Genomic DNA, 23,356 nt, shown 5'->3' with positions numbered 1-23,356 from the left:
CAGAGTAGGCGGTTACGGAAACGGGGCGCGCATAGTTGCAGGACTTGCCGGCAGATATCTTCGCCGCGGTGAAAGGACTTTCGCCGCAAGCTGGAACTCTTCACCAACGCCTCATAAAGCATGGGGGTTCGGCTGCGCAATCTCCGGCACGGGCGCTCGAAGAGCGTAGACAAGAGTTCGTCGATAGCCTGATCAATGTCTTTCGAACGGAATCCAATTCCTGCAACGGCGACCCTCATAGTGCAACTCCGGCAAGTTTATTTTGTTTTTAAAATCGTTTATCCAATCTGATCGCGCTCGGAACCGACTGACCCGTGGACCATCCCGGCCTGATATTAATCGTGAACCGACGCCTACACAGGATTGAAGCCTTCATTTAAAGATTCCTTTGCGAAAGCCATGCGCAAACGTTCAACGCGCGCCACCAAACAACTGCACCACTGTCTCACGCAGCCACCGATTGCCCGCTTCGTGGTGATACCTGGCGTGCCAATGCTGCCGCACGGCAAAGCCGTCCACGGGAAACGGACACGGATGAACCGACAGGTCATTGACCTGAGCGAGCGTCTGACCGATGTGTCGCGGCAGTGTAGCAATCAGGTCGGTCGTCCGGATAATTGCACCGAGCCCCAGGAATCCCGGCAACTCCAGCACGACGTCTCGCTGAATCTGTTCCCGCAAGAGCGCCTGCTCCAGCAGCTGGGCGCCTGTCCCCGCCGTAATCGCGACATGCCCTTCTGCGCGGTACTGCTTCACGCCGAACCGGGCACGCACACGCGGATGATGCGGATTCGCCAGACACACCCAGTCCTGTGTGTACAACTGCTGCTGGTAAATGCCGCCGCCTAGCCACGGCACATGGCCGATCGCCAGATCGGCCTCACCGGATTCGAGCGCCCGCTCCGTGTTGCCATCTATCGTCGCCGCCTCCAGACGAATGCCGGGCGCCTGTGCGCGTATGTGCGCCAGCATGCGGGGAAGCAGCGTGATGTGACTCGCATCCGTCATGCAAATGCGAAACCGGCGCTTTGCGGTAGCGGGATCGAACGCGATTTCCCACGCCGCGAAGCGCCGCAGCGACTCGAGAATCTCGCGGCAAGGCCCGATCAGCGCGTCCGCCTGCGGCGTCGGCGCCATGCCGCCGGGCGTGCGGATGAACAGCGGGTCCTGAAGGAATTCGCGCAGCCGCCCCAGCCAGATGCTGACGGTCGGCTGGCTTTGTCCAAGTTGCTCCGCCACGCGGGTCACGCTGCGGACGTCATACAGCAGGTCGAAAAGCTGCAACAGCTTCAGATCGGGCAGTTCGGTCGGGATCATGGCCATTATTACGTTACGCAATGAGGTCATTGTAGTCATTGCATTGCCATGATGAGCGGCGACTTCTATCGTTGCGTCAACCCATCGACTTTGCATGGGGCCAGGGTAAGCGCAAAAGCGCTCACCCTGACCGACTGGAGACGCCAATGAAGATCGCAATTCTGGGGGCCGGTGCGCTGGGCTGCGCCATCGGTTCCACACTGACTCAAGGTGGCCACGAGACCTGGCTGATCGACCGGTCGGCTGCACACGTCGAGACGATGCGTCGCGACGGCCTGCGAGTCGACGATGCCGACGGTTCCCACCGCGTCGCCGTCCGCGCGGCGACGCACGCCGCTGAAGTCGGGGCGGTGGATCTGGTCGTCGTGCTGGTCAAGTCGTTTCACACGGATTCGGCGATGCGCGGCGCGCTCGATCTCATCGGACCCGGCACCCTCGTGCTGTCGTTGCAGAACGGCCTCGGCCACGAAGACGTGCTAAGCGACATCGTGGGCCGTGAGCGTGTGCTCGCCGGCAAGACCTATGTCGGCGGGGTGCTGCGGGCGCCAGGCCATATCCAGCGCGGTGTGACCGGAAAGTTCACCTACATCGGCGAGCTGGATGGCCAGCTCACCGACCGGGTGCAGTCCATCGCCGATGCGTTCAATGCGGCGGGCCTCGCGACCACGGTTAGCGACAACATCCTCGGCACGATGTGGGACAAGTTGCTGATCAATGTCGCGACGGGCGCGCTGACGGGCATTACGCGGCTCACCTACGGGCAACTCTACGAAGAACCCGTTCTCAAGGCGACCGCGCTGGCAGCCGTAGCCGAGGCGATGGCGGCTGCAAAGGCAGCCGGCGTCAGTCTGTCGATGACGAATGCGGAACAGGCCTGGACACTCGCATCCGAAGGACTCTCGCCCGCATTCAAGACCTCGATGCTGCAGAGCCTGGAGAAAGGGTCGGTCACGGAGATTGACTTCATCAACGGGGCGGTCGTGCGCTGGGGTGAACGGCTGGGTGTTCCGACGCCCGTCAACTCGACGCTCGTCGCATGCATCAAGGGCATCGAGCGCGCGATGGCTGACCGGCAACGCGAAGGAGTGACGGCATGAGCGGCACCAAAGCGTATCTGGAGCACGTCGCGATCTGGGTGAAGGACATCCAGTGGCACGTTCGCTTCTTCGAAGAGGTCCTTGGCATGACCATGCGCGAGGTCGACGGCACGCGCGAAGCGCCTCGCCAGTACTGGACGCTCGGCGGCCTGCAATTCATCCACGATCCACGTTACGACGGCCCGGAAGGACGGCTCGCGCATCTGGGCGTGATGTGCGAAGACCTCGAGGCCGCGATCGCTGACGCGCAGCCTTTTGGCGTCACCGAAATGCCGCAGGGACGCAACTGGCTGCGCCTGCCAGACGGCCTCGCGGTCGAACTGATTCAGGCGAAACCGGCCGCATGCGTCGCGCAGGCGCTGGCAATCAACCCACGCTCGGAGGCGTGAGCATGACGAACATCGAGAAATACTGGGACGACGCCCGCGAAGGCGACGAATGCGTGAGTCCAACCTATACGGTCACGAAAGAGCGCATCCTGGCCTACGCTGACCTCACGGGCGATCACACGCCGGTGCACGTCGACGAGGAATACGCGAACGCCAGCCACTTCGGCTCTATCGTCGCGCACGGTCTGTTCGGTCTGTCGATTGCCGATGGTCTCAAGACGCAAAGCGAATACCGCTTCCTGCCTGGCATGTCGCTCGGCTGGACATGGGACTTCCTGCTGCCGATCAAGGTCAATGATGTACTGCACGTGAAGTTCCGCGTGGGCGCGATGCGTGCGAGCAAGAGCCGTCCGGACTGGGGCATTGTCGTGCTGCCGTCCGAGCTGATCAATCAGGACGGCCAGGTCGTCCAGCGCGGCGAACACCGCCTGATGGTCCCGCGCCGTCCGGGAGCGTACTGATGCAAGCCCGTCCACTCGAAGGTATTCGCGTCGTCGACTACAGCCACTTTCTCGCCGGCCCCTATGTGGGGCGGTGTCTCGCGGCACTCGGCGCCGAAGTCATCAAGGTCGAGCGCCCCGGCAGCGGCGACGCCGGGCGCCAGCACGCCACCGTGCTCGACGACCAGCAAAGCGCCTACTTCCTGCAGCTCAACATGGGCAAGCGCGGCGTGAGCGTCAACATGAAAGATCCACGCGGCAAGGACTTCATGCAGCGTCTGTGCGACTCGGCGGACGTATTCATCGAAAACTACCGCCCGGGTGCGCTCGACAAACTCGGCCTCGGATACGAAGCGCTCTCGGCGCGCAATCCACGCCTCGTGTATTGCTCGATTTCGGCGTACGGACATACTGGGCCGGATGCGCATCGAGCGGGCTTCGGCCTGATCGCCGAAGCGAAGAGCGGCATCATGCAGATGATCGGCGAGCCCGGTTCACCGCCGCCGCTGATGCGCATCTCGCTCGGCGACATGTACACGGGCATTCACGCGGTCGCTGCAGTGAACGCCGCGTTGCTGGGCCGCGAGAAGAGCGGCCGCGGCCAGCACATCGACATGGCGCTCTACGACACCCTCGTGTCGATGCACGAGTACGCGGTGCAGTGCTACACGATGCAAGGCGTTCTGCCCGAACAGACGGGTCACGACATGCCGACGTCGACGCTCTATGGCGTATTCCGTGCCGCCGACGGCGATCTCGTCATCGCAGCGCAGGTAGACGACGCGTGGAAGCGTTTCGCCGCGCTCGTCGAGGCACAAGGCGGGCCGGCTGGCTTTGGCAGCGACGCGCGATTCCACACCCTCGGCGGGCGCAACGCCAATCGCGTGGAGATTCTCTCGGTGGTGAAGCCGTGGGTTGCGGCGCGGCCGGTCGCGCAGGTGCTCGAACTGCTGGACAGCGTCGACGTGCCTTGCGCCAAGGTGCAGCGCATCGACGAAGTGCTCGCCGACCCGCAGATCATCGCGCGCGGCATGGTGGTTGAACAGCAGCATCCGCGCTTCGGCACCCTGCGCCTGCCGAACCTGCCGTTCCGGTTTTCCGGCTGCGACACGACGATTCGCCAGGTCGGGCCCGACCTCGGACAGCACAACGTGGAAGTGGCGCAATCGCTGGGCTTCGGAGCTGCCGAGATCGATGCGATGCAGACCGATGGCGTTCTTTTTTCAAAGTGAGGACATGATGACGGACCAGTACGCCGTGATCGGCAATCCGATCGGACACACCAAATCGCCCCTGATTCATGGACTCTTCGCAGAGGAGACGCAGCAGGACATGGCTTATACGGCCATCGAAGGGCCGCTCGAACCTGAGCAGGCTTTTGCAGATACGGTGCGCGCATTCGCCTCGGCGGGTGGCAAGGGAATGAACGTCACCGCGCCCTTCAAGCTAAAGGCCTTTGCCATGGCCGACGAACGCAGCGAGAGAGCGGAGCTTGCTGGAGCCGTCAACGCGATGAAGTTCGAGCGTGGCCGCATCATTGCCGAGAACTTCGACGGCATCGGGCTCGTGCGTGACATCGAAGTCAATCTCGGCCTGCCGATGGCGGGCAAGCGGGTGCTGCTGCTCGGCGCGGGCGGCGCCGCGCGCGGCGCTCTGCTGCCTTTTCTGGCGGCACGGCCAGAAAGCCTGTTCATTGCCAATCGCGATGTCGCGAAAGCCAGGGATCTCGCGGCGCAGGTCGGCGCGCATGGCGCTCTTCACGCCTGCGGATATGGCGATCTGCAAGCACTGGGGCGATTCGACCTGGTCGTGAACGCGACGTCGGCGAGCCTCTCGGGCGACCTGCCGCCCGTTCCTCCCAGTGTCTTCAGTCCTGACGGCGCCGCCTATGAACTTGCCTATGGGAAACGTTTGACGCCATTTCTGCGGCTTGCACGCAACGCGGGTGTGTTCACCATCGCGGATGGCGTGGGCATGCTGGTCGAACAGGCGGCGGAAGCCTTCGACTGGTGGCGCGGCGTTCGGCCTGCAACGCGGGCGGTGATCGAGCGGCTCACGGTGCCGCTCGAATGACTTCGCGATGGAGTGACAAATGAAGAAAGTCCTCATGCTTCACGGCATCAATCACAACATGTTCGGCAAGCGCGACCCGGTGCAGTACGGGACGATCACGCTGTCCGAAATAGACAACCGCTTGCAGGCTCTGGCTGCCGAACTTGGCGTGCAGGTGGAGTCGTTTCAGACGAACAGCGAAGGAGCGATGTGCGAGCGTATTCACCAGGCCTTCGAAGAGCGTTGCGATGCCGTGCTTATCAACGCCGGAGCGTGGACACACTACAGCTACGGCATACGCGATGCGCTGGCGATTCTCACCTGCCCGGTCGTGGAACTGCACATGTCCAATGTTCACGCGCGGGAGGCGTTTCGGCACCACTCCGTTTTCTCGGAGGTCGTCGTTGGCCAGATTTGCGGGTTTGGTGTGGAGAGCTATCTGCTGGCCTTGCGGGCCGCCGTCGCGCAGAGCGGTTGCAGTTGAGCAGTCGGCAGGGGCGCTGAAACAGAGGGAACAGGGGATGTTATGACCTGGCGTTGACGCGCCTTCATAGAGGGCACGGGTTGTTCGACAGGTATTTCGAGCCAGGCCGGATTTGTCGAGTCTTCCTAGCCCTTAGGAGACGCAACGCTAGCTACTACTCCGATTCGAACGGCTGCTTGCGAAGGTGAAGCAGCCGTCTGAATGTCCATGGTCGGACTCTCGCTATGACCGCAACTGGCCTATAAAGCGCGAGCGGGAAGCGGCGCTTTATGGCCAACCAACGGTCTCATAAGGAGACCATTTGACGTTAGCGCTATCCAGGCATGAGCGGCCCACGTCAGTTTGGATGCGGTTTAGCCTGAGCAAAAGGTAGTGATCTTAGGTATCTCGATAGCGAGATAGTCTACGAGGGACCGCACGGCCGGAAGCAAGCCGGTACGATAGGGGATCAATGCAGAGATCCGCGCATCGGCTGCGATCCAATCCGGCAATATCTGGCGAAGCGCTCCACTCTGCAGCTCTTCGCAACAGATGTAGCCAGGGAGGGCGACGATCCCGAGGTTGGAAACGGCCGCTTCTTTCAGTGAAACCATATTGTTGCTCTGAAATCTCGGTTCTACTGATACCGTCGAAAGCTGACCGTCCTTGCCTTGTAGTTGCCACTGGGGCGACCCCTTTCGCACCATCGCGATGATTGAATGTGCATTCAAATGCTCTGGTTGTTCCACGGGTGGGTGATCTTCGAGGTAGCGTGGTCCAGCGAAGAGGTACCACGGGGCGCTGCAGATCAGGCGTTGAACCAGATTTGAATCTTGCAAACGGGACGTGTGGCCCCTAATGGCCAGGTCGAATCCTTCACCGACGATGTCGACCAATCTATCCGTCGCAATTTCAAGGACGCTAACTTTTGGATACATTTGCAAGAAGGACGGCAGGACGTTTCGTAAAACAAACTGCGCAATCTCAGTGGTTGTTGTTATGCGAATGACGCCGCTGGGTTCGGCACGCCTTTGTTTCATTGCCTCTTCGGCAACTTGTGCTCCCTGCAGCAAGGCTTGGGCGTGTTGATAGAACTCGGCACCCACTTCGGTCATGGAAAATTGACGCGACGTTCTATTGATCAGCCGGACACCAAGAGACGTTTCAAGCTCCTGGATCCTGTGGCTCAGTGTCGACTTGGGCAATCTAAGTATTTGACCGGCGGATGTGAAACCCCCGTGATCAACTACCTGTACAAAGAAGTAAACATCCTTCAAATCGAGCATTTTTTTCCTTCCTAGCTTCTCACGCCGAGTGTCTTACAGGGAAACTTAGTCTTTACCATGTGATGCGAGGAAAAACAATACGTGATCCGAGTCTTGATATTCTTCTGGCTGGGATCCGAGGGAAGTATGGGCGCGTTCGCTGGCCAGTGCGACGGTTGTCAGTCGAATCGTCTATTTTTTCGAACGCATCGTACAAAAAATTGCGTACCTCCACTGAGGAGAATGGCAGGTGTTCGCCGGTGAGTCGTGAAGTTGCATAAGCCGCTAAGCCGAGCTTGAGAAGAAGGATCCTTGGCTTTACTTTTTTGGTGACTGCGCAGGCGCGCGTACCCAGGCGCTCTTATTGATGCGGAGATTTTTAGACATAGAGAGCGTCGCCGGCAGCGCGTAGGCATGATGCGCGAGCTACGGCTCATTACACGACGACGCGGCGTGCCATGTCGGAGTGCGAGAGGCATGAGTGGTGCCGGCGATCTCCCCGCTTCTCTCGAGAGAGTCGAGGGTTTCACCGCGAGCACGACATCGTTCAGGCTTGTTGGACTCAGCGTCTAAGCTATATGAGCTTCTCAGATAGATAGAACCGTTTAATCTACGTATGCCGATGTTCTGCTGAAGACCTCGAGCTTGATAGTTTCTGTCTGACATAGACTTGGGCAGAGCTCGTCGATGCTTTCATTGGAGCAATCGTCCGATAGTTCACGGGTTATCGATCAACTGGCGGGAGACGCTAAATGTCAATTATCAAAGGCTTTCATCACCTCACCGCAGGCGTTGGCGGTGCACAGGAAGATATCAATTTTTACGTTCGATTGCTCGGCCAAGCGCTGGTGAAGAAGACGGTTCTCCTGGATGGAGAGCACCCGATTTATCACCTTTACTACGGTAATCCAGACGGAGAGCCGGGGTCGCTCGTCACGTCATTTCCCTTCAGGCAAAGGGGCGTGAAAGCTCGACCGGGATCGGGACAGGTTCGTGTCATCAATTATTCGGTTCCTGGCGACTCGATAGAGTTCTGGCGAGAGCGTTTTCACAGGTTTGGGGTAGCGTACGCAGAAGAAACCGTTGAGCGATTTGGTGAGCGGCGCCAACGCTTCCATCATCCATGCGGTATTGAGTTCGACCTGGTAGAAACGGACGAAGACAACCGGAAACCTTGTTCGACTGCGGATATCCCAGTCGAGGTGGCGATTCGCGGCGTGCACAGCGTTACGCTGTCGTTGCGGGAAGTCTTTGAGTCTAAGCTGTTCATGAGGGGAGTACTGGACTTCCGGGTTGTCGCTGAATCTGGCCCGTATCACCGGTTTGAAACGGACAGTGGGGGCCCCGGAAAGGTGGTGGAGTTTTTGCACGAACCGGACCGACTACAAGGCTCCTCGATCTACGGTGAGGGTACGGTTCATCACGTCGCATTCGCGGTTGATAACGTTGACCAACAGATGATTCTCAAAGAGAAGTTCATGGCTTTGGGCTATATCGATACGTCGGAGTCCGTTCACCGTAATTACTTCCGCTCGATGTATTTCAAAATGCCCGGTGGCGTAATGTTTGAAGCCGCTACGACGGACATCGGCTTCTCGGTCGATGAAGAGCCGGGGCACTATGGCGAGGATTTCCAGTTGCCGCCGTGGCTGCACGGACGTAAGGACGAGCTGCTTGGTCGTCTGGAGCCGATTTATATCTGAGCGAAGTTTGCCGCTGTATGCTATGTCTCCACCCGTCAGGGTGGGGACAAATTTACGACTCGGTTTCGCGCGACGGTTGATAGATACGGGTTCGCCTGCTTCAAGCGTCGCGCATTCCAAGACACGAACGTTCTACAGGGAGCCATAGATGTTCGGATCAGGAAATGTGTACTTGCGCCGTCCGACATTTGTCTATTGGAACACTTGATTATCGACCTCCAGGAACCTCTATCGGATCCGGTGTGGAGGACACTCAAATTTAGAAACCGGCTGCGCGTAACTCAATCTCTCATCCTGCACCTTCTACGGAACGACGATCTGAGCTTGCTGCGTTAGCATTTTCATCAGGATCATTTCGTGGGCATTGGCCGGATCGGTGCGCGTGCGAAGAAGCGGCCTGAAAACTGCATCACCCTTATATATCAGAGCACCCGTCAGCACGCAAACGCCCGACATTCGTGCTAAACCAGCTCTCCACGTCTGAGCCTCGTATCGTCCAAGTGTGGGATTACTCCATGAAACATGTATCGTAGATGTCGTTTGCCATTCGATTAGGTTAATCGATGAGGTATTGATTGTCATTTTTTTTCATGACATAACCTTCTCTCTCAGTCGAATGTTGGACTTCGCATCAAACATTGTCCGTGGGAAAACATGCATCGGAATCGAAACAGCTTTCCAGCGCATATTGCCGGATCGTCATGCACGCTCAGTTCGGGTCCGTCGATAGGGTGACTTTTAACAAATCGACGACGTCTGCCACAACATCACCGATTCCTTGCACATCGAATTTATATGTCACAAGGTCTTTGCAAGAAATTCTATAAACTTTGACACGCGTGTAGACATTCTACTGATGAACGTCATGCAATTTTGGCCCATTTTTGCAACAGTTCGTCCTGAATGCACTGATCATAAGGTCGCCTGCGTTGCTACTATTTTCGTGCGCAGTGACGAGGAGTTGCTCCTGCGTTCTGCACCAGTTCGGGCCGCCGGCCCAGGACGGTGCGCGCGTTCTCACGATTCGCGTAGCCGACCGATTGTTTTCGTCCAGCGATGGCAAACACCCGTCATCGATAGCGCCACGTACACCTATAAGTGGCGCTGGATCCGGCGCTCGATGCGGTGACCGCAGTGTAACGAGCGAGGCTAGGGAGCGCTGGTATCCGACCGCCAGCCACCGGACCGCAAAAGGCTCGATCCGTAGTACGGCATCATGGTATGGACGTCGACCGGAACCGTCTTTGCTGCGTACGAAGAGTCTGCTGTTGCTGCATGAAGAGGACAGCTCATACGAGCGCAAGGAGTTTTGCCGATTGCACTGATGGCGGTAGGGAAATGGGCGAAGGTTGCACCGTTATCCAGCCATTGCACGCGCGTGCTGGTTGGGTGCATGGCGGGATCTCTATGACTTGACAAAGCTCGGTCGTAAGTGCTGCCAAGGCTTGGCACGCTCGAAAGCTGCTGAGGCTCGGAATACGCGAAGATCATCAAAAGTGCGAGCGATGATCTGCATACCTGTAGGGACACCAGAGCTTGCGAATCCAGTAGGGATCGATGCGACCGGGCACTGACTGAGGAGGTTGAAGGGATTGGTCATGGCCCATCCTAATCCCAACGGGATCGGCTTTCCATTGATGGAAAAGGAAGGATCAAGCTCGTCATGGTCTGCTTTTACGGCCGGTACTGCGGTCGTAGGGCAGATGACTACATCGTATTTTTCAAGAAGTGGTCCCAGTGTTCGATACATCTCGCGGCATATTTCGTCCGTTTTGTAGTATCGGGTAGAACTTAGTGCTTTGCCGCGCTCAATCAGCCGTAGCAGTCCCGGATCCAGATCGAAGCGCCATCGCGGGAGGAGATGTTCCAGCGATGCTGCAAACATCCCTTCCCAGCGGGTTAGCCATGCGTCTCGACTACCTGGATTCCAGTTGAAGTCCACCTTGTCGACCGTGCAACCAAGTGACTCAAAGACTTCAACGGCGGCCATCGTGTTTTTCTGAACCTCCTTGTCGACTTCCATGAAGCCAAAGTCCATCGTGAAACCGACTTTCCACCCTTCGATACCTTCGAATGTGCTTGGCAGTTCAAGTTTTTCTCGAAGAGAGCAGATGTCGTCCGTGTGCGGGCCCGACATAACGTTCTGCATCAGTGCTGCATCCACGACGCTGCGCGTAATTGGACCGTAATGAAGCAAAGTTTCACCGGCGTGACTGGCGTCAAGGGGGTTGCGCCCAAACGGGGGCTTATACCCGAAGACGCCATTGACCGAGGCGGGAATCCGGATCGACCCGCCACCGTCCGTACCATCAGCTAGTATTGTCATACCGGCGGCAGTCGCGACTCCTGCACCACCCGATGACCCCCCCGACGTGAAATTCAAATTCCAGGGATTTAGCGTGTCGCCCCACAACGGCGTACGAGTGATTCCCGAAAACGCAAACTCAGAAGTGGTTGTGCGCGCATGCACGATTGCTCCTGCGTCGATCAGGCGCTGTACAGTTGGCGCCGTGTAAGCAGCGCGGAATCCTCGGAACGCTTTTGAGCCGAACGTTGTCAGCTCACCTGTTATGGGATGAAAGTCCTTGATTGCGACGGGAATGCCTTCCAGCGGTCGGACGCTCTCGGGCGCCGTACTGTAGCGACGCTCAGCGTGACGTGCCATTTCCAAGGCGCGTTCAAAGTGCGTATCAGTAAACGCGTTAACGGTTGGGTTGACGTCTTCGCATCTCGCGATAACCGCCGTCATAACCTCGACGGGCGACAAAGATTTAGATTTGAATGCTTCGATGGCTTGTGTTGCCGTGATGTAACAGAGGTCCAAGTCTTCGCAAGCCATAGCCCACTCCGGTCAAAAGATGTTTGTTGCTCAAGTTGCGGGCGTCTAGCTAGCCTGCAGCGCCGGAACGCCTAACCACTGCGCCAGCGCGAAATTTTGCGCTTGTAGTCGCGCCGAACGGCCGTGGAGGTTGTTTCTAGCAAGAAGCGGACAACTCGGGCCGATGCGGTGGTTTCGCCATCATGCAACGGCACCGCGCGCGCCTCGCGAAACGCCGGCTTGCATCCACGTGCTTCGGATCGCTCGCCGTTGCGTGAATCCAGTGCTGCCCTTGATCGGTTCTATTGTGGCACCTCCGGTGTGAGTTCGAGCCCTTATATTGGACGTGTTAGTTGAACGGAACGTCCAGGAATTCGAACGATGGAGGCGCCCTGCGACACTATGAGCTGAATCGTATAAGGCGGAACGGTGATTGGCATTCGCTCTGCGGCGGGGACAACTGGAATCGCCACCGCACGAACGCTCCAGTCGGGCGTTCTGTCCGTGTTATGGCTAACGTCCGTATAGAGGTGTAGGGAATGTGCTGGGCTGTGTGTCCACTCGATGTATGTCGGCTGCGTTCAGCTTGATAACAAATTTTGTCTTGGCCTCTAAGCTAGAGCGGAGCCAAAGGAGGTCGGGTGAGAAGCGGCGGTAGAGGGACGCTGCATTCTCTGTGCATCGCGCGGAGATCGCATAGGCGTCAAACCAGGAAGCAGGGTGCATGATCTATGCATCATAATTTGTGTTATGGTCGAAGGTCCCACCTGCTGGTGGCGCGACTAGGATTTGCAAGGCTACCAAGCTTGTTTCGACGATGGGAACTTTTGCCAGACAAATAAAGAATGGACAGACTTCAAGGCATCGAAGCATTCGTGCGAGTGGCACAAACCCGTAGTTTTTCCGACGCCGCTCGGATTCTTGGGGTTGCAAAGTCGGCGGTGAGCTTGCGCGTTCAGCACCTGGAAGAGTCTATTGGGACGCCGTTGCTGCTACGTAATACGCGTAACGTTGTTCTATCAGAGGCTGGCATGGCGTTCTATCAAGAGTGCGCGCAGCTCGTCGACAGGGCAACCGAAATGCTTGATGAAATGCGCGATCGAAGTGGCACACCTCACGGCGTTCTCAGGGTGCATGTATTACCGGGATTCGCTGTCGGATTCTTCGGTGAAGTGATTGGGCGTTTCCAGAGGAATTATCCCGGCATCACATTGGACTTACTCGTCAGCGACGCGATCGTAGACCCAATCCGCGAGGGGTTCGACTGCGTCATACAAATGTTTGAGCCAGTCTCAAAAGCGTTAATCCTGCGCAAGCTCTACACTTGGCGCGGCGTATTCTGTGCGTCACCCAGTTACCTCGCGGAACATGGGGTTCCGTGCCGACCTGCGGATCTAGGCGGCCATAGGCTTGGGTTGTATTCGCGATATCCTACAGGGCACCGATGGCTGTTCCAGAACGGGGCGGAAGAGGAGGAAATGAATCTCCAGGCGGCGCTCCGCACGAATAGCGTCCAGCTTCTGTTGGACTACGCACGAGCGGGTAGCGGTATTGTGTGCGTCCCGACGTACATTGCCGCTCGAGAGCTGTTGGACGGGACACTCAGGGCGGTTCTGACTGGCTATGAGATCCCCATGTTCTGGTTATCGGCTGTCTATCCGGCTGCACAGCGGGGGCAGCTCAAGCTTAGCCTTTTCCTCGAGGCGCTGGCCGCGAATCCGGGAGAGGACCCGCCTTGGGACCGGGAGCTTTATGAACGGCGACTTATATCGCCACCGAAGTTCGCGAAGCCGCCTCGCTAGCTCTGCCTCGCGGCGATCTAGACGCTGCTAATGCCAAGAGGAACTGGGTGCCGAGTCGATGCAGCAGTGAGTCAAGGTGACATTCTCGGCTTTCGCGATTCGGAACCGGTCGCCTCACGATGCTGCACGCCGGCATTCGGCACAGGTTGTAAGGCCGAACAGGTCGTCCCAGCGCTCTCGCTCCCAGCCCTCGCAGGCACGCGGAGAACTGAACTACCGCTTCCCAGGGTGGCCACCGAGCCGCCAACAAACCTACCAGAGCAACGGTGGGGAGCATCTGCCTCGCAGGTACAATCCGCATGAGGGACCTTGCGCAATTCAAAGTAACGGCGGGAACCGACTGTGACCCTGTGGTCTCGCGTGTCACGATGCCTGCTGGGCTGCGTAGTTCGTAACCATTAGTCCGTTATCGGCTTGGCTCCCGTTTGTCGAAACCAAGATGCCGAGGGCCCGCGGACAGCATCTCGCTTTGCAGCGCTGTTTAATCTGGTCGCACGACGCATCGCGTGTCTCAAGACCTTCCCTCGACGCTCTCCGAACCGCGACTATTAGCTCTCAGCGTCGATTCCGCATCGGGTTCCCAGCCCGTGGGGCAAACCCTTATACCAGAACAGTCTGTTCTCGTTGGAGCTATTGTGAGGGAACTTCAACGCGCCTAATATCAATTCACGGATTGAAGCGATGCAGCGGGTCGAACAAGCCACCTAGACCGTCATACGAGGTGTTGATTTCTGGCTGCACGGTTCCCCACCCGCCTCAAGGAGACGTTATGAATACCCCTTCCACAGTCATTCACCGCCATCATCACATTACCCTCTGTACCGGTGGCGCACAGGAGGACTACGATTTTCACACGAAAGTGCTGTCGCTCAAGAGCGTGAAGAAAACCGCACTTTACGATGGAACATATCCTATCTACCACCTCTACTACGGTAACGACATCGGCGAGGAGAGCACCCTGATCACCGCTTTCCCGATGCGGCAATCGGGTCGCAAGTCACATGGCGGTGCCGGCAACATCAGTACGCTCAGTCTCTCCGTGCCGGTCTCTTCACTGGACTTCTGGTACAAACGCCTCTCGAACTACGGCTTTACCCCGCGTTACGAAGAGCGATTTGGTGAGAAGCTCCTTGCGTTCGCGCACCCGTGTGGCATCGAATATGAGCTGGTTGGAATCGCTGACGATGCACGTAAGCCATACTCGAACGGCGAAGTGCCTGCAGATTTCGCCATTCGTGGCACGCATGGCATCACGGTGAAGGTTCGGGAATTCGAGCCCTGTCAAGAGTTCATGCAAGACGGCTGGACGGGGCGCGAGACGGCCAGCGATGGGAAGTATCGCCGCTATGAGCTTGGTAACGGCGGCACTGGAACGATTGTTGATCTCGCACTCGAACCGACGTTGCCGCAAGCGAGCTGGACGTACGGTGAAGGCATCGTTCACCACTGCGCGTTCCAGGTCGACGACTTTGCTGCGCAAGACGCAGTCAAGGCCAGACTCGAGGCAATCGGTCTGACCGACACCTCCGAACGCAAAGATCGCGGCTACTTCGACTCGATCTATGTGAGGGCGCCCGGTGGCGGGATGTTCGAGGCTGCTGTTTCCAAGCCGGCTGGATTTACCATCGACGAACCCTATGAATCGTTGGGAAGCTCGTTTCAGGTCCCGCCGGTATTTGCTAAGCGTCGTGAAGAGATCATGGCGTTCCTCGAGCCGCTCAAGTTCTAAACAACCTGTATCGTATTGCGAACTGAAATTTAACCCTTCAGGCATCGATGGGAAATTTGATTTGACCCGTTCGCCGGTGTATCGGGGGCACTTTCGTCGACGGGCTGCGACGTAAGTGCCTCCGCGAAGCGAAGGCGTACAGCCATCGTTTGTTAGTATGTGTTGATTCCCGGGAACGATACTTATAACAATTTTAGCGTACTAAAAGTGGAATCACCCCCCCCGCGCCAAAACAGGGAATTCATTCTGCAACGTGATTAGGAATGCAGACAAAATAAAAGGGTGAAACTGAGAGTCACTCCAAAATAGCACACCATCAGGCAAAAAAATAAAATTACATCGATAGCGCCGCGACCTTATTAGGTTGGCGATAACTACATCTTTCGTCAGCGAAGATATTTGGAGATAAAGTTGAAATCTGCTGTCAAAAATACGTACTTCAAGCCGTCATCGAAAAAGCCGGTAGCTCCGCGGTTCTGGGGAGCGTTGCTGATGACGTTTGCGGCCAGCACCTGCACCTACCTTCCGCAAGCATCCGCAGATGAAGCCACGGTCAATCTGGCGAAAGATAAGGTGGGCTGGCCAGACCAGATGATTGATATTTCGAAGGTGTGCGGAACCAAACCGATCAAAGTTGCGCTGGCAGATGGGTTCGGAAGCAACTCATGGCGAAAGATTACGCGAGCAGAGTTTGAGGATGAGGCGAAGAAGTGTCCCAATATCAAGGAAATCCGGTATACGGACTCAGGGACTAGCGGCACAGAAATTCGATGTCATTCTCGTTTATCCCGATGGGGGTGAAGCAGTTATTCGCGCCATGCGTCAAGCGACGTCGAGTGGTTCGGTCGTGATTCCGTACATGGTAGGCACGAACTTTCCGGGTAAGCGTGGCCGCGACTACGAGATGGTTGCGACCGAGAACCTTGAGTACAACGGTGAGGTGAAGGCAGAATGGATTGCCAAGCACCTTAATGGGACAGGAAACGTCATTGTGCTTGGGGGCACTCCAGGTAATCCCACGACTCTCGCCGAGTCGGTAGGCTGGAAGAAAACCTTGCAAAATATCCTGGAATCAAGGTGCTCGAAGGTCCTGTTACGACGAATTGGGACCCTGCAGAAACCCAGCGGGTCATGTCGGGACTTCTGGCGAAGCACGAAAAAATTGATGCGGTCTACTCGGACTACAGCTTGGGTTCGGTGGGCGCGCTTCGAGCCTTCGTCGCGGCAGGACGTTCGATTCCCCTTTGGACGTCGCAAGACGCAAATGAGCTTGGCTGTTTCTGGCGCGATCATAAGGCTAACAACCCCAATTTCCAGTTAGGCAACATTTCCGGTCGAAACTGGATTGTCCGTATCGCGTTGCGTAAAGGGGTAGCGGCGGTCGAGGGAATCCCGGACCCGGAGCCCAGCATCATTAATCTCCCCCTCATCGAGGATAGTTTATCGCCTGATCCGAAGCTTAAGCCCGCTTGCAGTACGTCACTGCCGCCAGACGCACTGCTGTCTTCACATCTCACTACGGATCAGCTTAAGACGCTATTCGGACGTTAAACAGGATTTGCGTGGAGCAAGGCAGTGGGTTGGAGCCAATATGTCAGGTCCCGGTCAGATGCTTTCGCATATTTGAGGAACATATGATGCGCTCGGAGTTATCGCAAGCTCACGCGGACTCTTCAACATCGTCGAATACTACGTTTGTTGTTGGCCGTTTGTTGACCAGTCGATCAGGCTTGGCAATGATGGGTCTAGCTCTCCTTTTTGTCGTCTCGGCAGTAGTTGCTCCGAGTTCAATCCATATTGAAGCGATTCTGTTGATGTTGCCATTTGCGTGCATTCTGGGAATCGCGGCATTGGGACAGCAGTTGGTCATCCAACATCGAGGACTTGACCTTTCAGTGGGCGGAGCAATCTCGCTTGTCTGCGTTCTTTGCACCCATGGCATCGCGACGGATGCTTCGCCTTCTGACATCGTGATCAGATTGATCTTTGTCGTCCTTGCTGCAGCGGCGGTGGGATTCGTAAACGGGGTTCTGATCGTCAAGTTCAAACTGCAGTCGCTTGTGACGACGATTGGCGTAAACGGAGTGTTGATGGGCTTCGTTCTATGGATTTCCAACGGCACCCCCGGCAATGCTCCGCAACTCTTGGGACAGTTCTCACTTGGACGAAGTGCCGGAATGCCAAACACGCTCCTGATTGCTGCTGTTGTAATCGCGATTGCTAGTGTGGTCCTGGAGCGGACAAAGGTTGGGCGAAGATTTGTTCTGGCGAGCACCAATGGGCCTGCTGCCGAAGCAGTTGGACTGCGTACTGCACGAATCGAGATCGGCGCCTACACACTTGCAGGAATTTGCTATGGCGTCGGCGGCATGCTTCTCGCGGGATTGTTGAGCGTTCCAAGTCTTACCGTCGGCCAGATCTATTTGCTGACCTCGGTCGCGGCAGTGGTATTGGGTGGTAATTCTCTTACGGGTGGAAGAGCGAGCGCAGTGTCGACACTGGTCGGGGCCCTGTTTATGACACAACTGGGTCAGATGCTTGTTGCTGCAGGATTTGATCGTTCTGTCCAGAACGTCATGCAAGGAATCATCGTTGTTGCCGGCGCGAGTATTCACGCAATTGTGCCTCGCATTCTCTCTTCACGCTCTTCGATGCCCGCAAAATGAAACCAACATCCAATTCCGATTCGTGCACTGCTTGCGGGACATCGAATGCGCCTGTCCTTCGGCTCGACGGAGCTACGAAGCGCTATGGCGCAGTCATGGCGCTGTCCGATGCTTCAATCGATTTTATGCCGGGCTCTGTGCACGCGATCGTGGGAGAAAACGGTGCAGGGAAGTCAACGCTGATTAACGTAGCGTCCGGCACGGTCGAAGTAACTACGGGGGAGATTTTCTTTAATGGGCGAATCGTCGACAGCGTCACGACTGCGGCTATGCGCGAACTCGGCGTCGCCGTCGTGCATCAACATCCAGCACTTCTTCCGGACCTGACCCTCCGTGAAAACGTTGCGATCGGCTTATCAAGGGGTCTTCCAAACCGCTGGATGGTGATGGAGAAACTTGCCGAAGTCGCCCAAGACGGGATGGGCATCGACCCCGACGATCGCTTGTCCCATTTGTCCATTGCACAATGGCACGTTGTTGAGATTGTAAAGGCGTTATATCTTGTACCAAAGGTTCTCATATTGGATGAACCAACTGAGCCATTCGGTCGCGAACAGGTGGAGCGTCTCTTCGAACTTATTCGTAGGGCGGTGATCAGGGGAGTTGCAGTTGTCTATATCTCGCATCGTCTCAAGGAGGTCATGACGATCGCGGATACCATTACCGTACTGCGCGATGGTCGAGTGATCGAAACGATCCATCGCGCGAACGTTGTCGAAAGCGAAATTGTCGCGAAGATTGCGGGTAGACCAATGGATCGTTTTTTTCCGGAGAAAGCGGTACACCCCGGTCGCTCAGTTCTTTCTGTTAAAGGACTATCTGGAAAAAATTTCAAATCTGTGGATATGGACCTGTGTTCAGGAATGGTCGTAGGACTTGCCGGTATTGAGGAGCAAGGCCAGCGGTCATTTCTACGCGCCCTGGCTGGATTGGAATCCGTTTCGAACGGTCAAGTCGTTTGCGACGGCGTTCGAGTCAAAAGTGGGGATCGCGCTGGTGCGCATCAGAAAGGGATCGGATTCGTTACCGATGACCGTCTCGCTGACGGACTTTTCATGTCCCACTCACTTGTCGAGAATGTAACGGCATCTGTGTTGGACAAGATGACCAGGTGGGGTTTTCTGTCAACTGGAGCGGAAATTGATTCTGCCCGGGAAGCCATCAGTAATTTTTCCGTAAAAGCTCATGATGTTTTTGCTACTCCCAAGCAGCTTTCCGGTGGCAACCAGCAAAAGGTATTGTTGGTCAGAGAGTTTTCGGCAAGCCCCAAGGTTTTGCTAATCGATGAGCCGACAAAGGGAGTGGATGTAGGTGCACGCTTCGAGATCTACCAGGCACTCCGCTCATTGAGTGAGGAAGGGACAGCAATACTTGTTCTTTGTTCGGATTCGCTGGAACTGCAGGGGTTGTGCGACAAGGTTCACGTGTTCTCGAACGGCACCATCGTCGAAACTCTAGAAGGAAGCGACGTAACCGAGGCCAAAATCGCTGCTGCCATGGTTAGTCACGGGTACGACGGACACGAGAAGAGCAGCGTCGCTCCGTTACGTCCGTCGACTCCGTGGAAGCGATTTAGTCGCGGCGATTTGTTCCCGATTTTTCCGGTGGCTCTTGTTAGTCTCGCTATTCTGGGGTGTACAGCGACACTGAATTCCTTCTTCTTCACAGAGATTAACTTGCTATCGCTGGCAGCGCTGATTTCCATACTAGTTTTTGTGTCGCTCGGGCAGGCCTGCGTTTTCATTATAGGAGGCATCGACCTATCTTCTGGTCCCCTTGCGGGACTGGTCGTTGTGCTTTCGTCCTTTTTGCTCGGAAACTCTGTTGAGTCAGTTTCTGGTGGAGTCTGCATCATTTTGCTCATCGCAATCGGCGTCGGCGTACTTCATGCTTTTGGAGTGCTTGCGTTGAGGTTGCCGTCCGTCGTTGTAACCCTTGCGACCTTCGTCGCAATCGGTGGCGTTTCTCTGTACCTACGGCCGAAACCGGAGGGTGTCATCAATCCGGACTATATTGATCTCGTCGAAAGTCAGTCTTTCGGAATGCCGGTACAGCTGCTTTTTGCACTACTTGCGATGGTGGCCCTTGGCATACTCAGTCGCTCTACAGGACTGGGCCGTCAAATGCGGGCTTGGGGATCGGACAACAACGTTGCGGCTCAGCTCGGTGTCAGGTCGGCTGGTATTACCACGTGCGCCTACGTATTGAGTGCATTACTTTCTGGTATAGCCGGGCTACTGCTCGCCGCTCAAGTCGGTATCGGGTCGGCGGCGACAGGGTCGGAGTATACGCTAATGGGAATAACTGCGGTCGTCATTAGTGGAGCGAGCGTGACCGGAGGAAAACTGTCATTTATGGCAACAGTAGTCGCGGCATGTTTTGTTCAGCTCTGTCTGAATATTACGGCCTTTTTGAATATGAACAGCGCGTGGCAGTACTTTCTCGTTGGCGGAGCGACTCTACTGGGCGCAGCGATCTTTGGTCTATTGCAAGGCGGGAAGGTTAAGGCAGCGTAGTACTTGGCTGACCTTGAACGCACAGTGAACGCTGAGTCAAGCTTGAAAGGTTTCAATTTGATATTCAAGAGGGGAAACGGAAAATGGGCATATACAAGCCGTTGGAGTCGAAGGTGGCTGTAGTCACAGGGGCAGCACGCGGGATCGGGCGTGAGATCTCACGTAGACTGGCGCGAGACGGGGCAGCCGTTGCAGCGCTCGATTTGAGTTTTGGGGAAGCGGGAAGTGCTGAACAGTCGTCGTTGTTCCGCGAGGAAATCACGCGATATGGAGTGAAGGCTCAGGCATACGGGATCAATCTGAACCAGCCTGAAACTTTTCAAGGAATTGTCAAGCAAGTTCTGGAAGGATTTGGACGTATCGACATCCTGGTTAACTGCGCAGGCGTATTCTCAATGGGAATCATTGGTGAAGTCGAGCACGAAGAGTTCAGACGCGTCATGCGCGTGAACCTGGAGGCGGTATTTGGGCTCACAAACGCGATCGTCAGGGTTATGAGACCAGGAGGCCGAGTTATATCGATCTCCAGTTCTCTCGTAGAACGCTCCGGAGTAGCTGGTCTTAGCGTCTATAACGCTTCCAAAGCGGGTGTCAGCATGCTGACAAAAAGCTGGGCGATAGACTTGGCACCTAAAGGCATCCTCGTCAATGCCGTGCAGCCGGGGCACGTTAATACGGACATGAATCCGGAAACTACGGAGTACGCAGCTGCAGCCCGCGAGCGAATTCCCCTACGTCGCCACGCGCAGCCGCGCGAGATCGCAGGTGCAGTCTCATTTTTTGCAGGACCAGATTCGACCTATATCACAGGTTCAACACTGACCGTGGACGGCGGCCTCAACGCATAGAGCGGAAAAGATCAAAAGGAAGACGTTAATTTCTGCGCCATATTACAAAGAATTGAGTGGAGGCATTGAATGGCCGAAAACGGAAGGCTTCACGATAAGGTGGCAATTGTCACGGGTGCAAGCAGAGGTATTGGAAGAGCGATCTCGAATCTGTTTTCGGAACATGGTGCGCAAGTGATTATGTGCGATCGTGATGAGCCTAAATTTGCTTCGCTAGAGAATCAGCATTTCAGGCGCCTTAATGTCGCCGATGCGAAAGCATGGGAGGAGCTGGCTTTAGAGATCGCGGAGACCTTTGATTCTGTGCATGTATTGATTAACAATGCCGGCATTGCCGACTACCTCACGATTACCGAAGCATCGAACGAGGCGTGGCAAAAAGTAATGGCAGTAAATCTCGATGGTGTCCTGTTTGGAATGCGCGCTATCATTCCTCATATGCAAGCCAAGGGACGCGGTTCGATAATCAACATCTCCTCGATTTGGGGCAGTGTGTCGGTCGTTGGCGCTGCTTCGTATCATGCCAGCAAAGGTGCAGTCCGAAACCTGACCAAGAATGCAGCAATCACATACGCGTCTGACGGAGTTCGAGCCAACTCGATTCACCCTGGCATTATCGCGACCCCTCTTGTTCTCGACGGCCAGGATCCTGCATTGAGTGCAGAGGTTGTCGCACGAACACCGATGAAGCGTATGGCGCAGCCGATCGAGGTGGCGTATGGCGCACTTTTTTTGGCTTCGGATGAATCGAGCTTCGTGACTGGTACGGAGCTATACATTGACGGTGGTTATACGGCGCAATGAGGGCGCATCAGATGTCCGTGTTGATCGTAGCTATGGGCGTCTCTGCGGATGTTTCGATAACTCAAATGGTAGTGCGAGACAGGGTACACGACCCGGTGTGGTCGGATATCAGTGGATTGTTATCGTTTGTAACAGGCAATAAGGAAAATCATGTTGGATCTCAACGATTTCCACTACTATGTGGAAGTTGTCGAGCGGGGTGGCATCACCGCTGCAAGCAAGAGCCTTCTCGCATCGAAGTCCACTATTAGTAACCGTATTCGGCAGCTGGAATGCGCGTTAGGTGTTCGGCTCATTAATCGAACCTCACGTCAGTTTAGCGTGACCGACGTTGGTACTGATTTTTATAAACAAGCGGTCCTTATGCTGAGGCAAGCTAAGGCCGCGGAGACCATTGTCCGAAGTCGTGTCGTAGCGCCGCGAGGTACAATACGAATGACCTCGCCAGTGGCGGCCGCACAGTTCGCTATTGGAAAGCTCTTACCGGCATTCTTGGGGCGATTTCCTGAGGTCGATGTTTGGCAGCATCTTACTGATCGCTCGGTCGATATTGTCGCGGAAAACTTCGATCTTGCAATTCGCTCCCATAGCGAGCCACTCCCTGATTCAAGTCTCGTACAACGAACCCTCGGAACTGCAAGTTGGCGGCTCTTTGCTGCACGTAGCTATATGGAAGAATATGGCACACCGTGCAAACCCGATCACTTGTCGGAACATAATACTTTGGTAGCGATGTCGTGTGCGGAATCGGTTGGGTGGAATTTGCAAAGCGATGATGGATTCAAGCAATCAGTGAGCGTTAATCCGCGTCTGATATCAGAGGATATTTTGAGCCTTAAGAGCGCGGCAGAGGCAGGTTTGGGGATTGTTGCGCTGCCCGCCTACGTCTGCAAAGGGGCAATCGAATCGGGCGAATTAATTAACGTTCTGCCTGAATGGTCCGCCGGAGAATCGACTCTTACTGCACTTGTTCCCGTTCGACAAGGTATGCTTCCATCGGTACGAGCCTTTATGGATTTTCTCGTAGAGAAAATGCCAAAGGTGCTCGCCTTATAAGAATTAAGTCAAGCACCTACGGAATGTCGATTTAATGTTTCGGCCACTCCTCGTCGCGAGTCAGCCAAGGATAAGGAGCAGTGTTCTTTCCCCAATAGTCGGGATCCAGGTAAACATAGAGACGCTGAATCTTGAAATCCCGAATTTCGAAAACATCGGTGAAGAAACCGGCGTATGTCAGACCGCCTGTGAACTGTACCCCATCTTTGGTCGTACCCGAGCTGGTTCCTTCTACGATCATAGTATCTTCGTCGGAGTAGTAGTTGAAATGCGCGTAGTCATGCTTAAGGAAAGTGTTCAAAACTCGCCCATATCATGCTGTTCAACCCGAAGCCTGCCAGGCACAATAAGCGCATGAAACAGACCGACCTGAACCTTGACCTGAGCAACC

20 protein-coding genes and 1 pseudogene are annotated in these 23,356 nt (G+C 55.9%); 16 read left to right on the top strand and 5 right to left on the bottom strand.

Going from position 1 to position 23,356, the window contains the following annotated elements:
* Positions 1-411: 411 nt before the first annotated feature.
* Entirely contained in the window at positions 412-1,317 is a 906-nt protein-coding gene (locus tag J8I87_RS06750; RefSeq protein ID WP_209930676.1) for a LysR family transcriptional regulator, read from the bottom strand.
* Between the two features lie 146 nt (positions 1,318-1,463).
* On the opposite strand from J8I87_RS06750, the gene J8I87_RS06745 reads away from it, so the two are divergent.
* The 6 genes from J8I87_RS06745 to aroQ are packed head-to-tail and all read left to right on the top strand — an operon-like array spanning position 1,464 to position 5,779.
* A complete protein-coding gene (locus J8I87_RS06745; RefSeq protein ID WP_209930675.1) occupies positions 1,464-2,414 on the top strand; it encodes a ketopantoate reductase family protein in 951 nt (316 codons plus the stop codon).
* Positions 2,411-2,803 carry a VOC family protein gene (locus tag J8I87_RS06740; RefSeq protein ID WP_209930674.1) on the top strand — a complete coding sequence of 131 codons (393 nt, stop codon included), beginning with the start codon at positions 2,411-2,413 and terminating at the stop codon, positions 2,801-2,803. The genes J8I87_RS06745 and J8I87_RS06740 overlap by 4 nt, the downstream gene beginning before the upstream one ends.
* Before the next feature lie 2 nt (positions 2,804-2,805).
* The gene (locus J8I87_RS06735) at positions 2,806-3,264 is read left to right on the top strand and encodes a MaoC family dehydratase (RefSeq protein ID WP_209930673.1); all 459 of its coding nucleotides are present in this window, start codon (positions 2,806-2,808) and stop codon (positions 3,262-3,264) included.
* Positions 3,264-4,475: a CaiB/BaiF CoA transferase family protein gene (locus J8I87_RS06730; RefSeq protein ID WP_209930672.1), complete on the top strand. Its 1,212-nt coding sequence runs from the start codon at positions 3,264-3,266 to the stop codon at positions 4,473-4,475. The genes J8I87_RS06735 and J8I87_RS06730 overlap by 1 nt, the downstream gene beginning before the upstream one ends.
* A 7-nt stretch (positions 4,476-4,482) precedes the next feature.
* Positions 4,483-5,316: a shikimate dehydrogenase gene (gene aroE / locus J8I87_RS06725; protein WP_209930822.1), complete on the top strand. Its 834-nt coding sequence runs from the start codon at positions 4,483-4,485 to the stop codon at positions 5,314-5,316.
* A 19-nt stretch (positions 5,317-5,335) separates the two neighbouring features.
* On the top strand, positions 5,336-5,779 hold the full coding sequence (gene aroQ / locus J8I87_RS06720) for a type II 3-dehydroquinate dehydratase (protein WP_209930671.1): 444 nt from the start codon (positions 5,336-5,338) through the stop codon (positions 5,777-5,779).
* Between the two features lie 353 nt (positions 5,780-6,132).
* Here the strand turns inward: aroQ and J8I87_RS06715 are convergent, their stop codons facing one another.
* Entirely contained in the window at positions 6,133-7,044 is a 912-nt protein-coding gene (locus J8I87_RS06715; protein WP_209930670.1) for a LysR substrate-binding domain-containing protein, read from the bottom strand.
* A 731-nt stretch (positions 7,045-7,775) separates the two neighbouring features.
* Between J8I87_RS06715 and J8I87_RS06710 the strand changes: the two genes are divergently transcribed.
* Complete coding sequence (locus tag J8I87_RS06710) at positions 7,776-8,726, top strand: ring-cleaving dioxygenase (protein WP_209930669.1); 951 nt, start codon at positions 7,776-7,778, stop codon at positions 8,724-8,726.
* A 303-nt stretch (positions 8,727-9,029) separates the two neighbouring features.
* Here the strand turns inward: J8I87_RS06710 and J8I87_RS06705 are convergent, their stop codons facing one another.
* Positions 9,030-9,308, bottom strand: a complete 279-nt coding sequence (locus tag J8I87_RS06705) for a DUF3331 domain-containing protein (protein ID WP_209930668.1) — start codon at positions 9,306-9,308, stop codon at positions 9,030-9,032.
* An 823-nt stretch (positions 9,309-10,131) separates the two neighbouring features.
* Positions 10,132-11,565, bottom strand: a complete 1,434-nt coding sequence (locus tag J8I87_RS06700) for an amidase (RefSeq protein ID WP_209930667.1) — start codon at positions 11,563-11,565, stop codon at positions 10,132-10,134.
* Positions 11,566-12,389: 824 nt separating this feature from the next.
* Here J8I87_RS06700 and J8I87_RS06695 point away from each other — a divergent pair.
* The 9 genes and pseudogenes from J8I87_RS06695 to J8I87_RS06655 all read left to right on the top strand — a co-directional run bounded on the left by J8I87_RS06695 (position 12,390) and on the right by J8I87_RS06655 (position 22,965).
* Positions 12,390-13,346: a LysR family transcriptional regulator gene (locus J8I87_RS06695; RefSeq protein WP_209930666.1), complete on the top strand. Its 957-nt coding sequence runs from the start codon at positions 12,390-12,392 to the stop codon at positions 13,344-13,346.
* 769 nt (positions 13,347-14,115) lie between these two features.
* Positions 14,116-15,075, top strand: coding sequence for a VOC family protein (locus J8I87_RS06690; protein ID WP_209930665.1), 960 nt, complete (start codon positions 14,116-14,118; stop codon positions 15,073-15,075).
* A gap of 411 nt (positions 15,076-15,486) precedes the next feature.
* Positions 15,487-15,876: a hypothetical protein gene (locus J8I87_RS44475; protein WP_245253744.1), complete on the top strand. Its 390-nt coding sequence runs from the start codon at positions 15,487-15,489 to the stop codon at positions 15,874-15,876.
* Positions 15,773-16,626: pseudogene (locus tag J8I87_RS46250) on the top strand (substrate-binding domain-containing protein). The gene J8I87_RS44475 and the pseudogene J8I87_RS46250 overlap by 104 nt, the downstream one beginning before the upstream one ends.
* A gap of 83 nt (positions 16,627-16,709) precedes the next feature.
* Entirely contained in the window at positions 16,710-17,741 is a 1,032-nt protein-coding gene (locus J8I87_RS06675) for an ABC transporter permease (protein WP_209930663.1), read from the top strand.
* A 95-nt stretch (positions 17,742-17,836) separates the two neighbouring features.
* Positions 17,837-20,257 (top strand): ATP-binding cassette domain-containing protein, encoded by a 2,421-nt coding sequence (locus J8I87_RS06670; protein ID WP_209930662.1) that lies wholly within the window; start codon positions 17,837-17,839, stop codon positions 20,255-20,257.
* Positions 20,258-20,370: 113 nt separating this feature from the next.
* Positions 20,371-21,105, top strand: a complete 735-nt coding sequence (locus J8I87_RS06665; protein WP_209930661.1) for an SDR family oxidoreductase — start codon at positions 20,371-20,373, stop codon at positions 21,103-21,105.
* A gap of 69 nt (positions 21,106-21,174) precedes the next feature.
* Complete coding sequence (locus tag J8I87_RS06660) at positions 21,175-21,909, top strand: SDR family NAD(P)-dependent oxidoreductase (RefSeq protein ID WP_209930660.1); 735 nt, start codon at positions 21,175-21,177, stop codon at positions 21,907-21,909.
* A 150-nt stretch (positions 21,910-22,059) separates the two neighbouring features.
* Entirely contained in the window at positions 22,060-22,965 is a 906-nt protein-coding gene (locus tag J8I87_RS06655) for a LysR substrate-binding domain-containing protein (RefSeq protein WP_209930659.1), read from the top strand.
* Between the two features lie 31 nt (positions 22,966-22,996).
* Here the strand turns inward: J8I87_RS06655 and J8I87_RS06650 are convergent, their stop codons facing one another.
* The gene (locus J8I87_RS06650; RefSeq protein ID WP_209930658.1) at positions 22,997-23,206 is read right to left on the bottom strand and encodes a hypothetical protein; all 210 of its coding nucleotides are present in this window, start codon (positions 23,204-23,206) and stop codon (positions 22,997-22,999) included.
* Between the last annotated feature and the right edge of the window lie 150 nt (positions 23,207-23,356).

Source organism: Paraburkholderia sp. LEh10 (assembly GCF_017814945.1).
Lineage (GTDB): Bacteria > Pseudomonadota > Gammaproteobacteria > Burkholderiales > Burkholderiaceae > Paraburkholderia.
The sequence above is the reverse complement of the archived record's forward strand: the minus strand, read 5'-3'. Positions and strand labels throughout refer to the sequence as shown.

What these genes read in the sequence shown, in the direction of transcription:
- J8I87_RS06655 (WP_209930659.1), top strand. Translation starts at nt 22,060, where the DNA reads ATGTTGGATCTCAACGATTTCCACTACTATGTGGAAGTTGTCGAGCGG.
- J8I87_RS06745 (WP_209930675.1), top strand. Translation starts at nt 1,464, where the DNA reads ATGAAGATCGCAATTCTGGGGGCCGGTGCGCTGGGCTGCGCCATCGGT.
- J8I87_RS06730 (WP_209930672.1), top strand. Translation starts at nt 3,264, where the DNA reads ATGCAAGCCCGTCCACTCGAAGGTATTCGCGTCGTCGACTACAGCCAC.
- J8I87_RS06715 (WP_209930670.1), bottom strand. Translation starts at nt 7,044, where the DNA reads ATGCTCGATTTGAAGGATGTTTACTTCTTTGTACAGGTAGTTGATCAC.
- J8I87_RS06670 (WP_209930662.1), top strand. Translation starts at nt 17,837, where the DNA reads ATGGCGCTGTCCGATGCTTCAATCGATTTTATGCCGGGCTCTGTGCAC.
- J8I87_RS06650 (WP_209930658.1), bottom strand. Translation starts at nt 23,206, where the DNA reads ATGATCGTAGAAGGAACCAGCTCGGGTACGACCAAAGATGGGGTACAG.
- J8I87_RS06695 (WP_209930666.1), top strand. Translation starts at nt 12,390, where the DNA reads ATGGACAGACTTCAAGGCATCGAAGCATTCGTGCGAGTGGCACAAACC.
- J8I87_RS06700 (WP_209930667.1), bottom strand. Translation starts at nt 11,565, where the DNA reads ATGGCTTGCGAAGACTTGGACCTCTGTTACATCACGGCAACACAAGCC.
- J8I87_RS06675 (WP_209930663.1), top strand. Translation starts at nt 16,710, where the DNA reads ATGATGCGCTCGGAGTTATCGCAAGCTCACGCGGACTCTTCAACATCG.
- aroE (WP_209930822.1), top strand. Translation starts at nt 4,483, where the DNA reads ATGACGGACCAGTACGCCGTGATCGGCAATCCGATCGGACACACCAAA.
- aroQ (WP_209930671.1), top strand. Translation starts at nt 5,336, where the DNA reads ATGAAGAAAGTCCTCATGCTTCACGGCATCAATCACAACATGTTCGGC.
- J8I87_RS06710 (WP_209930669.1), top strand. Translation starts at nt 7,776, where the DNA reads ATGTCAATTATCAAAGGCTTTCATCACCTCACCGCAGGCGTTGGCGGT.
- J8I87_RS06660 (WP_209930660.1), top strand. Translation starts at nt 21,175, where the DNA reads ATGGCCGAAAACGGAAGGCTTCACGATAAGGTGGCAATTGTCACGGGT.
- J8I87_RS06740 (WP_209930674.1), top strand. Translation starts at nt 2,411, where the DNA reads ATGAGCGGCACCAAAGCGTATCTGGAGCACGTCGCGATCTGGGTGAAG.
- J8I87_RS06735 (WP_209930673.1), top strand. Translation starts at nt 2,806, where the DNA reads ATGACGAACATCGAGAAATACTGGGACGACGCCCGCGAAGGCGACGAA.
- J8I87_RS06750 (WP_209930676.1), bottom strand. Translation starts at nt 1,317, where the DNA reads ATGATCCCGACCGAACTGCCCGATCTGAAGCTGTTGCAGCTTTTCGAC.
- J8I87_RS06690 (WP_209930665.1), top strand. Translation starts at nt 14,116, where the DNA reads ATGAATACCCCTTCCACAGTCATTCACCGCCATCATCACATTACCCTC.
- J8I87_RS06705 (WP_209930668.1), bottom strand. Translation starts at nt 9,308, where the DNA reads ATGACAATCAATACCTCATCGATTAACCTAATCGAATGGCAAACGACA.